Origin of the sequence: Parundibacterium terreum (assembly GCF_014636315.1) — a bacterium.
GTDB lineage: Bacteria > Pseudomonadota > Gammaproteobacteria > Burkholderiales > Burkholderiaceae_D > Undibacterium > Undibacterium terreum.
In genome coordinates, this window is sequence record NZ_BMED01000007.1 from 49,116 (window position 1) to 64,708 (window position 15,593).

Below are 15,593 nucleotides of genomic sequence, written 5' to 3' on the forward strand. Positions count from 1 at the left end.
ATGACGAACACTAAACCCGTGCACGCAGCGCAAACCCAATTCCAGGTGTTGGATAATTGCCTGCAGATAGGCGGCATGGCTTTGACGCGGCTGGCGCAAAGAGTAGGCACGACTCCTTTCTATGCCTACGACAGGAGCTTGCTGGGCCAGCGTGTGCAGTATCTGCGTACCTTGTTGCCGCCGCAACTGGCGCTGCATTATTCCATCAAGGCCAATCCCATGCCCGCACTGGTGCAGCATATGGCCGGCCTGGTGGACGGGTTGGATGTGGCATCTGCAGGGGAGTTGAAAGTCGCGCTGGATACGAGCATGGCGCCAGCAGCCATCAGTTTTGCCGGTCCAGGTAAAACTGAGGCTGAGCTCAGCCAGGCGGTCGCTGCAGGCATAGTCATCAATGCCGAGTCGCTGACGGAACTGGAAAGGCTGGAGCGTATTGCTTCCGCGCTGGGCATCACACCCAAAGTGGTAATCAGGGTGAATCCTGATTTCGAATTAAAGTCCTCCGGCATGAAAATGGGCGGCGGCCCCAAACCCTTTGGCATCGATGCAGAAGTGGTGCCGCAAGCGATGCAGCGTATCCGCGCGATGGGCCTGGAATTTCTGGGTTTTCACATCTTTAGCGGATCGCAGAATTTGAAACCTGCAGCGATCATCGAGGCGCAGCAGAAATCGTTTGAACTGGCCATACGCCTTGCGCAAGATGCGTCGCAAGAAATTCTTTCCTTGAATATAGGAGGCGGTTTCGGCATTCCCTATTTTCCCGGCGAAGTGCCGCTTGATGTAGCGCCTATCGCTGAGCATTTGCATGCATCGCTGCCGCGCGTGCATGCGGAATTGCCGCATGCAAAGGTGGCGCTGGAGTTCGGCCGCTATCTGGTCGGAGAGGCTGGCATCTACGTCGCGCGCGTGACCGATGTCAAGCGTTCGCGTGGAGAGTTATTCATCGTGACCGATGGCGGCATGCATCATCATCTGGCGGCGTCAGGAAATTTCGGCCAGGTGATACGCAAGAATTATCCTGTTGCCGTTGGTAATAAGATGACTGCGGCTCAGGCTGGAGTTCCGGCGGAAAACGCCTCTGTTGTCGGCCCGCTGTGCACGCCGCTGGATATTCTTGCCGACCAGATGGCATTGGCGCATGCGGAGATCGGGGACTTGATTGTGGTGTTCCAGTCGGGTGCGTATGGGTTGACGGCAAGCCCGACTGCGTTTCTGGGACACCGAATCGCAGCCGAAGTGATCGTTTAGAGAAGTTAAATCCAGCCGGGTTTCAGGTACTTGCTTCTGGTACTCTGGCGCTGCCAAATTGGGGGGGCGGGTGGCCTGTAAACCGCTTCGCCCATCTTGAAAACGGCAACTCCACCAGGAAGCCGACTGCGGATGCGCTGATCAGGGCTCCTGTAACCGCGATCAGAAAAACGAGAAGCTCAGGTAGACGATGATATAGCCCAAGCTTGAGCATGATGCTGTAGATCAGGTTGATGAAAACTATGTGCGACAAATAGACAGAGTAGGAAACCGAGCCTAGCTTGTACATCAGCCTGGGAGTTTGAATGGTTTTATTTTTTTCCATTTCAACCAGACTGAATAGAATGATCGCCGCCGATAGCCCCAGCAATACCTGTCCTGCCGGTCCATGAAAGCTGGTTGCGATGGCCCGTTCGTAAAAGACCGAAGCAGCAAAACCGGCTATCCCCACCATCAAGGTCGCTTTTCCGGCCCATTTGAAATCACGGCTGCTGACCGTAATGCCTGTAAGCACCCCAAATAAAAATTGCAGGCTGTACGCGCTTAAAAAGCCGCCAAAAGAAGGTAATGACGGCGACACCAGTAATCGCCATATGATGGCCGCCGCCCAAAGTAAAAATAATCCACTCCCAAGCCGCTTTCCTAAAATAAGGATTGCAAATAGGCCGTAGAACATGATCTCGAATTGCAGCGACCAAGCTACTTCCACAAATAGCGGATCAGAGACCGGTAGCAGGAACAGGGTGCCCGCGATGTCATTCACACCAAAACCCAGCGGAGTGTTTTTGTGAAGAACAAATCGGCCGGCCAACAGAATGCCTATAGCGAGTGCGAGGCAAAACCAGTAGATAGGATAAATACGAAAAGCCCGGCGTTTCAGATAAGTCGTCAATTGTTGGTGGTGGCCAATATCTTCAAAGTGCACAAAGGAAATAATAAAGCCGCTAAGTACGAAGAAAAAATCGACGCCCACGTACCCGAATCCAAATATTCCCGCCACGCCAACATGTCCGGAGAATTGCTCAACAGCCATCAAGTTTGCTGCATGCATTAATACGACCATAAAAGCGGCAACCCCACGCGCACCCTCAATGGAGCGCATGCGTCCGGCATTGCTTCTTCGTTCTCGGTAGGTGGTCATAAAATTCTTGTTGAATTGTTTGTTGATAGGTTGATGAGTTTATATAAATTTATTGCCAACCGAAAAAATATTTATCCGATGCGCAAGAATGGAGGTAACAGCGTTCTCGCCGGCCGTGCTACGAACTCTACAAGTGCGCGATGCGCTTGTTTCAATTCATTCAGACAACACCCGAGTACTCGTGATGGAATGGCTCACTTTGAAAGTGTTTTCATCAGTATGTTTTTGTCTTTGTGCCATGTCAGAAATACATGTGATTATTGTGGAATAAGAACTAAGCTGTGGTTTGTTATAAAGCGTATCAGTCTTTCTGCACCGAATGATTACAATTTGTAAGAGTTGTAGACATTGATGATGCTGGGCAATGTATGCTCGGTCATTCTTCCAGCATTTTAAGGCGTCTCCCTCCGGTGATGACAGATATGAAATTTAATCCTCCCGTCCGTTATATCAAGCTCATGAAGATAGTATCGACCTGTTCAATTAGCGTCTTGTTGTTCGCCTGCGGCGGCGGCGGCGGAAGCGCAGATGCAGGTTCATTATCCGTTCAGGCACCTAGTCTTCCTGCGGCATCACCGGTGGTCTTGCCTCCAACAGTAACGCCACCAGTCGTGACTCCCCCGGTCGTAACTCCTCCGGTTACAACCCCGCCGGTGATCGTGCCGCCTGTCGTGACACCTCCTGTGAATCCGGGAGATGTTGTCATTACCAACGTCAGGATACAGAACACCGACACAGTGTCCAGAACGCAGACTAATGTACCGCTGACTTTCGGCCATATCTTCGCGCAAGGTGATGTGCCAAATGCAAACGCCTTGTACGGAAAATTGAGCGATGGCACAGTCGTACCTTTGCAGGTTGATGTAAAAGCAAAGCATCCCGATGGTTCAGTGCGCCATGCGATTATTTCTTCCATGCTGACCAGCTTGCCGTATAACCAGACCCTGGCCATTACGCTGATCAAGGCTGCCACACCGACAGCACCCTCTGCGGCCAGCGCGACACCTGCATCTTTGCTGGCAGCGGGCTTTACTGCCGGCGTCAATATCACGCTGAATGGACAGCTATATACCGCATCTGCCGACAGCTTACTGAAGACAGCGCAGGCAAAAACTTGGCTGTCGGGTCCGCTGGTCAACGAGTGGCAGGTGTTCGCACCATTAAAAAATGCGCAAGGCGTTGCTCATCCTCATTTGACCGCGCGTTTTGCGATTCGCTCCTACACAGGTTTGAACAAGGCAAGGGTAGACGTTACACTGGAAAACAACTGGGCCTACGAACCTAATCCTCAGGACTTTGCGTATGACGCGCAAATTCTGGTTGGCGGACAAACCGTGTATTCCAAGACCGGTTTAACGCAATATCACCACACTCGCTGGCGCAAAGTTTTCTGGTGGGGTGTATCGCCGCTCACCAATATCCAGCACAACACCTCATATCTGATCGCATCCAAGGCTGTGCCTAACTATGACCAGAGTTTCGCGGTTGCACAAGCTTCGCTTGCTACGCTCGCAAGCCAGTTCTCCGGCGCAGTGACCGAACCCATGGGGCCAGGCGTAGCTATACCCTACATGGGGCAGACTGGCGGACGTCCTGACATGGCGCTGTTACCAGGCTGGGCCACTATGCACTTACTCAGCATGGACAAGCGGGCAAGGGATGCAACCCTGGGTACGGCAGATCTGGCGGGCAGCTGGTCCATCCATTACAGGGACAGGACAACAGATAAGCCGATCAGCATCAAGGATTATCCATACGCGACAACAAACAATCGCACCACGACGCTCAATCCGGCGACAAAGAAAGATGAATTTTTACCAGTACCGGCCAGCTCAGCCAACCCTAATTCTGCAGATACTGCCCATGAGCCTGGCTTTGCTTATCTGCCCTATCTGCTGACAGGAGATTACTATTATCTGGAAGAGCTGCAATTTTGGGCTACCTACAATATGCTGGTATTTGCCGGAGCCTACAGAAACTATGATCAAGGCATCTTCCTAGGAGATCAAATCAGGGGGCAGGCCTGGGATCTGCGTACTCTCGGAGAGGCAGCATACATCACTCCCGACTCGGACACGCTGAAAGCCTATTTCACCAGTACCTTGACGAGCAACCTCGACTGGTACAACGCGCAATATACAAATAATTCCAGCGCCAATCTGCTGGGTGTGATCGTCAATGGCTATGCACTGGAATACAACGACAGTCGAGGTATGGCACCTTGGCAGGATGACTTCTTTACTTCTGCTGTCGGTCACATCGCGGAATTGGGCTTCACAAAGGCAAATCCTCTGCTGACATGGAAGGCGAAATTTTCCATTAGCAGGATGACGGCTCCAGGTTTTTGCTGGATTGACGGCTCTCTTTATGCTCTGAATATCAGAAGCTCGAGTACCGACCCTTCTTTCTACAAGACCATCGCTGAAGCATACAATGCAACAGAGATCACGGGCTTGGCATCGCTGGCGTGCAATTCTCCAGCGATGGCTACTTTTCTTGGTCTAAAAGTAGGCGAGATGGTCGGCTACTCCACTTCCAATACCGGCTATCCTTCCAATATGCAGCCTGCCTTGGCCTATGCTGCAGTTTCGGGAGCGACTGGCGGCGCAGATGCCTGGAAAATATTTATGGCGAGATCAGTCAGGCCTGACTATTCTACCGGTCCCCAATTCGGCATCATTCCACGCCAATAGGCGAAGTAGTTTAGAGCTAATTAGGGCTGCGAAATATGCAGAGAAAGCTTATTGGCGACTATAAATGGTGCCAGTAAGCTTTTTTGTTACGTATGCGTTTTATTGTCGAGCATATTAATTTTTACTACAGCTGAAAATTGCAAAAACACTAAAAAATATTTTGATCATGATACACTTTCCGCTTTGCAATTTGAACAATAGCGGAGAGAGCTTTGGATCGTATTAAAAGTGTGGATGTGTTCAGATTGTTCGCGATTGCCGCGGTTATCGTAATTCATACCAAGCCTTTTCAAGGCGATGCCTGGGCCGATCAAAATGCATGGCAATATCTAGGAATATTCCTTAGCCAATTGGCCAGGTTTGCTGTGCCATTTTTCTTTGTGATCTCAGGGTATTTTTGGGGCGAGAAATTAAAAAAGGACCAGCCGATATCGCCAATTTCTATCGCCATGGCAAAAAGGGTACTTCTTATTTTTGCCGTCTGGTCGTTGGTGTATGCGCTTCCTTATAATTTAGGAGCAATTGCAGACTACGGCTTGGTGGGTCCTATAAAGTACGCCTATTGGACCTGGATGGCGGTATTGAATGACCCGTTAAGCTTCTTCATGCAGGGTACCAAAGTGCACCTGTGGTTTCTCATCGCATTGGTATTTTCCCTTGTCATTACCGCATGCTTTGTCGCGAAAAAGAAATTCAAGGCACTGATGGCCGTCGCTATCTTGTTATATCTTTTGGGACTTCTCTCAAAAGCCTATGCCGATACGCCGCTCGGAATTCATACTGATTTTGATACGAGAAACGGACCGTTCTTCGGGACGATATTTTTTGCCTCAGGCTATTTTCTTTCTACGTACACGCCCAACTCTAGCTGGTTCTTAAAGGGGCTTTTAATTTTTGGCGCCGGTTTCATCCTGCATTTTTCCGAACTCTATTTTTTGTCTAATGCCTATGGAGTCAGCGTATACCAAGACTATGTAGCGGGCACTTACTTTATGGGAATGGGGATGGCAATTGCAGCCCTTTCCAATGCTGAATTTCTTCAATTTGACACCTTGAGCAAATATGGAAAATTTACGTTGGGCCTGTACGCTGTGCATATAATTTTTGTCGATGTACTCCGGCCTATAGGGCGATGGACAAATTTCTGGCTATGGGAATTCGTTTATGTAGCTCTCGTATTTTTACTTTCTGCTGTTTGTGTGCTTGCCTTATCCAGAATCAAGGCTACCAGGGCGTTTGTCATGTAAAGATATGTCAATTTCTTGCATAGTATGCTCGCGACACGCGTCTACAGAGGGGAATGCTTTTCGGTAAATTGCAGTTAGGATGATAGAATCCATGACAAGCTTTCAGTAAATTGAATTTTCATATCCCTACCTGGAAAACAATTGAGCTCCATAGAAAAAGTCGTTGAAGGCGGATACTGTGTCGGTTGCGGTGCTTGTAAGGTGGCGAGCCGGGGCGCGATTACGATACAGTCTGACTCGCTCGGGCGTTTCGTCCCCAAGCTTGATGGTCTTAGCCAGCAGCTTTTATCAGAGGTTGATCCGGTATGTCCTTTCTCCGATGCGAGCCAGGACGAGACAGTTCTGGGGCGGGAGATATTTGGAGGAAAATCTTTGCCCCACGATGAGAGACTGGGTTTTTACCAGTCTTTGTATGCGGGAAGGATTACCGATTCGGCCTTCATAGAGCGTTCCAGTTCCGGCGGCCTGACCACCTGGCTTGCGGCTGAGTTGTTGAAAGCAGGCCTGGTGGATGGGGTCATCCACGTGGGCGAGCCTGAGCATCAAAGCGACCGCTTGGTGGGATATACGGTTTCTGAAAATTTGCAACAACTGCAATCCAGGACCAAGTCCCGTTACTACACGATAGAATTTTCCGATGTGCTGGCAAGCATTCGCGGTAATGGCCGAAGGTATGTATTTATTGGCGTGCCCTGCTTTGTGAAGGCGATGCGCTTGCTCAGCGCGTCCGATCCTGTACTGAAAGATCAGGTACTTTTTCACTTTGCGCTAATCTGCGGACATTTGAAAACTCCAGCCTTTGCCGAATTGCTGGCATGGCAGCTGGGTGTCCAGCCGGCGACGCTGAGCCGCTTCGATTTTCGTGTGAAAGATCCTCAGCAGGGGGCCAGCCGCTATTCGGTTGCTGCCTGGGCGGATAGCGGCACCACCGCCAAATCCGGCCCTGCTTACAAGTTATATGGCAGCAATTGGGGTCACGCTTTCTTTCAGTTAAAAGCCTGCGACGCATGTGACGATGTCATGGGTGAATTGGGCGACGTCACTTTTGGCGATGCATGGCTGCCTGAATATGAGAAGGATTGGCAGGGCACGAACATCGTGATCTGCCGCTCATCTCAATTGCAGGATTTACTTAAGCAAGGTGTCAGTAGCGGTGCCATACAGCTGGATTTGATCAGTGCAGACCAGGTCGCGAAATCGCAGGACGGCAATTACAGGCATCGCTGGGACGGGCTCTCGCTGAGAGCCGCGGACGCAAAGCGCAAAGGGACGTGGTTTCCCCATAAGCGGATTGCTCCGGGCAGCCGCCACGTTGATTTTTTCCGCAAGCGCGTTGTTCGACTGAGAGCCCGCATTGCAGAAAAGAGCCATACGGAATTTCTGGCAGCAAAGAGCAAAAACGATTTATCGCTCTTTCTTGCGGCCATGGAACCGCTGACCCAGCAGATGCGCAATATTTATGACTGGTCCTACCGCCTTAATCCTGACAGGCTGAAAAAATTGCTGAGTCCCGCCTTCGTAATGAGAAAGATACTATCGCGGCTGGGGATGTGATGCCTCAATCTCCTTTCGGGGATTGAGGTAGCGTGCCACGATTCGACAAATTCCCGCCACCATACGCGGCAACTAGCCCAACTTTTCCAGAGCGGTTTCCTTGATCTGCTGCGGCGCGGTCAGCGATAAGCATTCAGCGATAAACAGATTGGAGTCTATCTCCAGTAACTCACGCCTGGCCTTGATCCTTGCTCGCACGATGGTTTCCGCCGTCAAAATCTCCTGTGCAGTTTCGACGACCAGTTCAGGGTCAAATTCCACGCTGGAAAAGCAGTTTCGCTGTATATCCAGCAAACTGAAAAATCCCGTGTGTTTGATGTCATAGGCCAGTGCGATGGTCGGCGCACCGGCACTTGTCGCCAGTATGTTCGAGTGCAGCATCTCGCCTATATGCAAATTCACCCTGGCATAGTTTGCGGTTAATACGTCGGGATCCCCGGAGACTATTTCGGTATGGATGCCGCTCACAGACAATAAGGTGGGGATTATCTGTTCTGCGCCATAGTGCTCAAAGTAGACGTACTTGCAGTTGGATAATTTTTGCAGCTTCTTGAGCGCGGTAACATACACAGGAAAATTGCGCTTCAACCGGGCATTCGCGGCAGGTCCATGCATCGCAAAATTGATACCTATGATGGGTCGGTGCTGTTCCGCCGGTTGATGCTGATCCGGGGCCTGCGACGTTTCCAGGTAATAAAGAGCCGGATCGCCGGTCAGGCTGATTGGCTTGTGAGTGAACTTGCCTAACAGGGTCCTTGATGCGTCATCCCGCACGCTGATGAATGAGGCCCTACTCAGGATGTCGCGCAAGTTTGTCGCACTGGATTCGGCGACATAGGTTCCATCAGTCTCGATACGGGATTCCAGCAACTGATTAACGCCTATGCCATACAGGACCATCGGTGCTGCAGTCCGGTGCAGCGCCTTCAAATCTTCCTCTATGCGTTCAGAGAGATTGCCTTTGCCGTCGAGCGATATATAACCGCTGCCTGCAATGACGATCAAGTCTATCCCTTGCTGGGCTTCTTTCGCGATGGCCGTGCCGAGATCTCCCCAATTGACGTCAATGAATTCAAGGTAAGGATCATGGCGCAACAATTGCTGGCGCGTGGCGGCAGTAATTGCTTCGTCGCCTCTGTTGATTGAACCCAGCGTGAGGTAATTTTTATACTGAAGATGCCTTAATGATCCTAGCCTCCAAAACAAGATGTCCCGGATTCTTGCCAGGGAAATCCTGGTACTGGATTTAAATGTTTGCCACGTATTTTCTGTCGCGGCCCGCGCGGAGACGGCTCCATAAATGATGATGCGGCTCGACGATTTTGCTTTTGCCATTGGCCTCCTGGTGGCATTGGTTGGAAAATGGGATTTTATATAAGCCCATGCTGTAAGAACTTCTTCCTGCAACGGGTGCTTGAATAAAAATACCGCAAACAACCAGCCGGGAGTGATCCATAGCGCGGCAAGCAAAATACGGATCAGAGGCTGATGAATAGTCTGTATCGCAAATTTAAGCAGCAGGACCTGTGCCAATATCAAGACGCATATTTTCAGGCTGCTACTGATGGCCTTGAACCAGTCGACAACCTTGAGACCTACATGCCTGTCTAGTAGATAGAGATAGATAGGGATTGCCAGCATTTCGGCGATCGCCACAGCCCGTGCAAACGAAATCAGATCGTCGCCGTCGAAACTGGCAATTCCCAATGTGATTTTTACTATCACCAACAAGGCTATCGGGAAGGCGCTGAGATACGGTTTATTCAGCGCAGTCAGCGCAGGCTGCAAGACGACAAAACCTATCTGGATTGCCGCACATACGCAAAGCCACGGCACGATGGTCGCGCTTTCCACCCATGCTTCGCCATACAGTAGAGTAATGACACTGCTGGCCATGACAGCCATGACGATCAAGGCTGGCCACATGATTCCGGAAAGTAAGGCGATCGATCTGCCAACCTCTTGACCAACATTGGCTCCACCATGGTGGGCTTTGGCCAGATAGGGCAGCGCGAAATAGTTGACTGTAGGCGTAGCGATACTATTAAAAATATTGACTGTCGAATTACCTCGACTGAAAATTCCCACGTCGTGCGTACCGCTGATCTTGCCCAGCAAAATATCCGGCAATGCCGCATCGACCGCTTTTAGCGCTGAAGTGGTCATGGCACCTGCGCCGAAATGCACGACACGCTTCCAGCCTTTGAACGAGGGCATCCTTGGCAAACCCTTCGGGCTTAAAAGCATGAGACCGGCGCTGGATGCGATAATATTGAGAAGATTAGCCCAGGCCATGCTCATGTAACTAAAGCCCATGTAGGCCAGTGTGATGCAGGTAGTGGCATACACAATGACCGATATAAAAGTCACGATCGTCGTTTTTTCCACTTCCAGTGTGCGGGACAGCACTGCTTGCGGAATGCTGCCAAAGGGAATAATCAGAAAGCCTATAGCCTGGATATGCATGATCTGGACGATGCCAGGCTGCTTGAAATAGATGGCACAGTAATCTGCCGAGATATATAACAAGGCCGCAATGATCCACGATGAAGTGAACAGAACGCCTATGGACGCGCGCAGTACATCATCGCTCAGGATTTTTTGCCTTCGGATGAATGCTGCCACGCCAAAATCCCGGAACACATGCGTAAAACTGACCAGGACAGCGGTAATGGAGAAGATGCCGATTTCGGAGGGAGAAAGCAGGCGCGACAACACTAACGACATGAAAAAATACGTTATTGTTGCGCTATTTGTTGCAAAAAATTGTATTCCAAGTTTTTTTCGGATCGAGCTCAAGCTATGGTCTCACGATGCATTTATGTTTTCAGGGCCTCGCGAGCTTGCTGTATGCCCACGCAGTTCAATATTGTTTGAACGCAATTTAGTTTACCGCATCCAGCTTTGGTTTTGCTTCATTGCACCTATCGAGGGGTGTCACGCGGTTTGAAGTGTCAAAAATACTAATATACGGTGAATTTCAAGTCAATCGCGGTTACTCTCTGTTGCTGTCCCGGTTTAATTTGACCTGGCTACCAGCAGTACTCCACATAGTACCAGCAGGGTGCCGGTGATCCTGCCGATGCTGAGGGGTTCGCCTAATAGAAACACACCGAAGGCCATCGTTAGCAGAAATCCCAGTCCGACAAAGGGGTAGGCCTGACTGACATCGATTTTGGACAGCACGCCCAGCCACAATATGGTGCCCAGCCCGTAAATGCACAAACCCAGCCACACATAGGGATTCATTGCGATGGCTTTTGCTGCATGAATGCCCCCCAGTGCCATTGCGCTTTTCATCGCCGTACCGGACATGCCCATTTTTAATACTATTTGCGCGACTGCAGACATTGATACCGACAGCAGGATCAGGGCAATAATGGTAGGGCTCATTTTTTTCTTTCTTTCGGGCTTAATTGCTCATTTGGGTCCGGCATGTCGGTCAGGCTAACCGGAGATAGCTAAATAGAGGCCAGCGTTACCGCGATCATGCCGCTGAAAATCCACCAGCTTCCCTTATCCTTCAGGCTGAAGACCAGAGGGTCGTCATCCATTTCTCCGCGCGTGGTTTTGATCCATAAGCGGGATACCCAGTAGAGCATCAGCGGGCAGAGCAGCCATAGCCTGCGCGGGTGCTGGTATTGATGCTGTATTGCGGGATTGTCTACATACAAGGCCAGTACCAGAACTGCGAGATAGCCGGCGGCAGTGCCCATACTACTGATGATCTGGTTGTCTCCGAGCTGATAATCGCGGCCTTTGGCCCCCGCGCGCGATAGCTTTTCCATGGCGACCAGCTCCGATGATCTTTTCACCAGCGCGAGACTCAGGAAAGTAAACATGGAAAACGCCAGCAGCCATGATGATACCTCCACCTGAATGGCAATAGCACCGGCAATGATACGCACTGTATATAGTGAGGCAAGCAGCAGCACGTCTATCAGCACGTAGCTCTTAAAATAGAGCGAGTAGGACAAGGTGATGACGAGGTAGCTCAGCAAAGACATCAGAAACAAGGGTGAGATGCAGCTGGCGGTAGCCAGACCTGCGATTAGCATCAATCCCATACCTATAGAGCCTTTGGCAATGCCGAGGTTGCCTGCAGCAAAAGGGCGACGGCATTTACGCGGATGCCGCCGGTCGCTGGCAAGATCCAGCAAGTCATTCAATAGATAAGTGGCTGAGGCAACCAGGCCGAAGGCGATAAAGGCTTTAACGATCGCCAGCACGCTGCCGCCATTGAAGGCATGGGCGGTCAGCAGAGGCACGCCTATAAGCAGATTTTTCATCCATTGATATAACCTGGTTTCTTTCACCCACACACGCCAGGCAGGTGGGCGGTCGTCAAAAACCTGTGCCACATGCGTGCGTTTTCTTGCTCCGCTTTCTACCCCCGCGCCGGGATTGACAACGATAGCTTGCCTTGCTTTGTCCCATACCGCGAAATCGGCCTTGGCATTACCTGCGTAGTCGAAAGGTCCGCCATTGGTGAGTTTCTGGATTGCCGCCAGTTTAGCTTCGCTACGCAGATTATGGATACCGTCACTAGCCAGTACGCTGGTGAAGATGCCCAGCCTGTCCGCCACCGGTTGCGCGAGCCTGATGTCGGATGCTGTCGCCAGGTGGAGTTCGCGTCCACTGGCGTGTTGCTCTTGCAGGAAGGCGACGAATTCGGCTTGCAGCGGGAAAGTATCTGCTTCCATGCTGACCCGCTCGGCAATGCGCGCCTTCAAGTAGCTTTTTCCTTTCAATAGCCAGAAGGGCAGGGAAAAAACGATCCACGGCGATTGCTTGATCAAGAGCAGAGTGCTCTCCATCAGCAAGTCGGTTTTGATCAGCGTGCCGTCCAGATCGACAAATAAAGGGGGAGGGGAGTGTGTATCTGGCGTCATTGGGCGGCAGTCGGATGTGCTTGTAATTTAATTAATATCGGCGTGAATTTATCACGAATTTTCCACAATCAACAGCAGGGATTTAGCGCACAGTGTTGATCGTCTTGCCAATGATGGGCAGTCCAAGTTCCAGCGCCGACGGTTTATCGTTAACCTCGCCCAAATTCTTGTAGATGACTAGCTCCTTCTCATGCGCGTCGTAGTTCGAAGGAGTTGGGATGCGTGCTACCTCCTCAAATTTGCCGGTCGCCAGCATGTGCTCAAATTTTTTCATGACTGCCAGATCGGCCCAGAATCCCGGCTGTACTACCAGATAATGAATGCCCAGCTGATTGATTTTGTCGTTAATTTCCGCCTCATTCAAATCCTTTTCTGCGACACCCAGCTCGCGTCTTACTGAAACGCTCAGTAACAGCTTGTCCGCTCGTATCACCGACATATCGCGCCTGTCTTCACGGCTGCGCATGTTGAATACGAAGGAGCCGTCGCGGTAGCCCGAAAACAACACCTTGCTTTTTTGCGGCGCATTTTTTGCAATATAATCCGCCGCGGCGGCGTAACCCTGCACATAATGAACCGGCCTGAATAGTACGGTCTGCATCACCAGTGCTGCCGTCAGCAGCATCAGCAATCCAGAGGAAAGCCGCGCCGGCGCTATATTCCGGATCAATAAGCTGGCTGCCAGTACCAGCGGCGGCAGGATGAAAATGCTGTGGCGTGCTTCTTTCAGGTCAATCAACGAGAAAAACAGGTAGCCGCAGAACAGCCACGACAACCAGAACAGAAGGTCTCCCTTTGTCAGTTCACCGCTATTGCGTCGTATCAGCGCGACGATAGCCGCCATTGCTGCCGTCAATGCCAGCGGCCATCCTAATTGACCTGGAAATTGTTGCAGATACCATAGCCAGCCGGCCAGGGTTTTGCGGGATGCGACAGAGTCTGCGACGCCGGTCACGGATTGCACATTAGCCTGCCCAAATTTCAGCGTGATGACAATCAGTGGAACCAGGCTTATCGCGGCGACAATAGCGACGATCCAGATATGACGGTCGCGCAATAGTTGCATGCGCCTCTCTGCCAGCAGGCTCAGCGCAAAGGCCAAACCCAGGAAAGCGGTGGAAATTTTGGTATACATGGCCAGCACAAGCAGGGCGGCGCACAGGTAGAGAAATACCGGTCTGGACTCTTTGCGGTAGCGGACAAAAAATACCGCGCTCCACATCAGGAAGGCAAAGGCAGGAATTTCCAGCATGACCTGGCGCCCCCAGAAGGCCACTTCCGGTGCCGCAAGCAGCATCAGTGCGGCGAGCGCTGCCTGCCATGCAGTAAGCCAATTCTTGAATAGATACCAGCTGCCCCAGGCAAACGCAACATAGTGCAGTGCGACTACCAGTAATGCTGTATTTTGCGATGCGCCAAACAGTGCATAAAAAGGTGCAGAGATGACATAGAAAAGCGGTGGATAAAAAAGTATCGTTAATGCCGGATACTGCGCATAGTAGTTATACGCAAATTCGGTAGGATTTTGAAAATGACCCGCGGTAAAGTAATCCTTCAGAAATACCCCGTTCAATGCATGGCGCGGTGCATCGCTCCAGTCAAAAGCACCGTGCGACGGCGCTCCGATGAACAGCAGAGCAACCGCGACTGCCAGCGCCAGCAATATGGACAGCTTTTGATAAATTTCTCGTGACACAAATCTCTCCTGAGTCTCGCTACCACTCTTTATGCCTGCGACGGATTACTCACACAGTATCGTTGATGAAATTTTTCGATGAAACAAATGCCGGTTTTTTCGGATGAGATGCTTAACAAATGCTGCCTCGGGGAGTGGGGCCCCGCCGGCATCCGGCTTAGCGCTGCCTTTTAAAGCGGGACAGTCCTTCCATCAGTAAAGCGCGCGGTATATAGGTCGCACTCTTGATGGGCCGAATACCAAAATAGGCGGCTTTTATAAACGGCGGTATGCTGGGCAGGAAGGCTCCGGCAAAAAACAGGTTACAACCCATCTGGAAGGACTGCGTGCCGCGAATGTGGCGCACTTCGCTGGAAGACAACTTGCTGTACTGCGTGACCAGGTGTCTTTCCAGCATGGGCTGGACGATAGTCTGGGTTTGCCACAGATGCCTCTTCATCAGGCTGTCGGTACTGTCATAATAATTGATCAGTATGTCTTTCAATACCCTGATCTTGCCAAGCATGGCCAGTCTGATCCACAGGTCCAGATCCTCGCCGACGGCCAGGCTTTCATCAAACCCGCCCAGCTGCAATACCAGCTTGCGGTACGTTAGTACCGTCGGTGTTGGCAAGAAGTTGTAGATCAACAGCGTTTTCCAGGCTTCGTCGCCTTCAACGGGAGGGCGATTGACATGCCCCTCTTTCAGATGTTCGCCGGCTTCTGAAATCAGTTTGCTATTGCAGGATACCAGCGTAATCAAAGGGTCTTGCTTGATGGCTGCCACTTGCTGTTTCAATTTTCCTGGAAGCCATATGTCGTCGGCATCCAGAAAGGCCAGGAATTTTCCTTTCGCATGCCGGATACCCATATTTCTTGCTGCAGAGACGCCACCGTTCTTCGGCATCTTCAGGACATGGAAAATTTCTGTCGGCCGTACGAGGCTTTTCGCGACTTCGTAGGTGTCGTCTGCGCTGCCGTCGTCGATGACAATAATTTCCATCGCGTCCATATTCTGGATACGGACCGATTCAATGGCGCGGGCAATGGTCTGCGCCGCATTAAAGGCCGGGATGATGACGCTGACTTCGTAGACGTTCTCTTCACCTTCGGCGGCAAGTGAGTGGGTGGAATTATTCATCG

Annotated in this window: 10 protein-coding genes; 4 read left to right on the plus strand and 6 right to left on the minus strand. The window is 51.1% G+C overall.

The genetic code is table 11. From position 1 onward, the window contains the following. On the plus strand, window positions 1-1,248 hold the full coding sequence (locus IEW12_RS25350; RefSeq protein ID WP_188568942.1) for a pyridoxal-dependent decarboxylase, exosortase A system-associated: 1,248 nt from the start codon (window positions 1-3) through the stop codon (window positions 1,246-1,248). Between the two features lie 22 nt (window positions 1,249-1,270). Here the strand turns inward: IEW12_RS25350 and IEW12_RS25355 are convergent, their stop codons facing one another. Then, window positions 1,271-2,389 carry an acyltransferase family protein gene (locus IEW12_RS25355; RefSeq protein WP_188568943.1) on the minus strand — a complete coding sequence of 373 codons (1,119 nt, stop codon included), beginning with the start codon at window positions 2,387-2,389 and terminating at the stop codon, window positions 1,271-1,273. A 422-nt stretch (window positions 2,390-2,811) separates the two neighbouring features. Between IEW12_RS25355 and IEW12_RS25360 the strand changes: the two genes are divergently transcribed. From IEW12_RS25360 to IEW12_RS25370, 3 genes are all read left to right on the plus strand, one after another. Beyond that, window positions 2,812-5,082, plus strand: a complete 2,271-nt coding sequence (locus tag IEW12_RS25360) for an RIFT barrel domain-containing protein (RefSeq protein WP_229751351.1) — start codon at window positions 2,812-2,814, stop codon at window positions 5,080-5,082. A gap of 212 nt (window positions 5,083-5,294) precedes the next feature. Next, window positions 5,295-6,329 (plus strand): acyltransferase, encoded by a 1,035-nt coding sequence (locus IEW12_RS25365; RefSeq protein WP_188568944.1) that lies wholly within the window; start codon window positions 5,295-5,297, stop codon window positions 6,327-6,329. A 141-nt stretch (window positions 6,330-6,470) separates the two neighbouring features. Beyond that, window positions 6,471-7,883: a Coenzyme F420 hydrogenase/dehydrogenase, beta subunit C-terminal domain gene (locus tag IEW12_RS25370; RefSeq protein WP_188568945.1), complete on the plus strand. Its 1,413-nt coding sequence runs from the start codon at window positions 6,471-6,473 to the stop codon at window positions 7,881-7,883. A 72-nt stretch (window positions 7,884-7,955) separates the two neighbouring features. Here IEW12_RS25370 and IEW12_RS25375 read toward each other — a convergent pair whose 3' ends face one another. The 5 genes from IEW12_RS25375 to IEW12_RS25395 all read right to left on the minus strand — a co-directional run bounded on the left by IEW12_RS25375 (window position 7,956) and on the right by IEW12_RS25395 (window position 15,591). Next, window positions 7,956-10,610: an oligosaccharide flippase family protein gene (locus IEW12_RS25375; RefSeq protein ID WP_188568946.1), complete on the minus strand. Its 2,655-nt coding sequence runs from the start codon at window positions 10,608-10,610 to the stop codon at window positions 7,956-7,958. Between the two features lie 291 nt (window positions 10,611-10,901). Continuing rightward, window positions 10,902-11,276, minus strand: coding sequence for a DMT family transporter (locus IEW12_RS25380; protein WP_188568947.1), 375 nt, complete (start codon window positions 11,274-11,276; stop codon window positions 10,902-10,904). A 68-nt stretch (window positions 11,277-11,344) separates the two neighbouring features. After that, complete coding sequence (locus tag IEW12_RS25385; protein ID WP_188568948.1) at window positions 11,345-12,775, minus strand: UbiA family prenyltransferase; 1,431 nt, start codon at window positions 12,773-12,775, stop codon at window positions 11,345-11,347. Window positions 12,776-12,857: 82 nt separating this feature from the next. Further along, window positions 12,858-14,471 (minus strand): ArnT family glycosyltransferase, encoded by a 1,614-nt coding sequence (locus tag IEW12_RS25390; RefSeq protein WP_229751352.1) that lies wholly within the window; start codon window positions 14,469-14,471, stop codon window positions 12,858-12,860. 157 nt (window positions 14,472-14,628) lie between these two features. Next, window positions 14,629-15,591, minus strand: a complete 963-nt coding sequence (locus IEW12_RS25395; RefSeq protein WP_188568949.1) for a glycosyltransferase family 2 protein — start codon at window positions 15,589-15,591, stop codon at window positions 14,629-14,631. Between the last annotated feature and the right edge of the window lie 2 nt (window positions 15,592-15,593).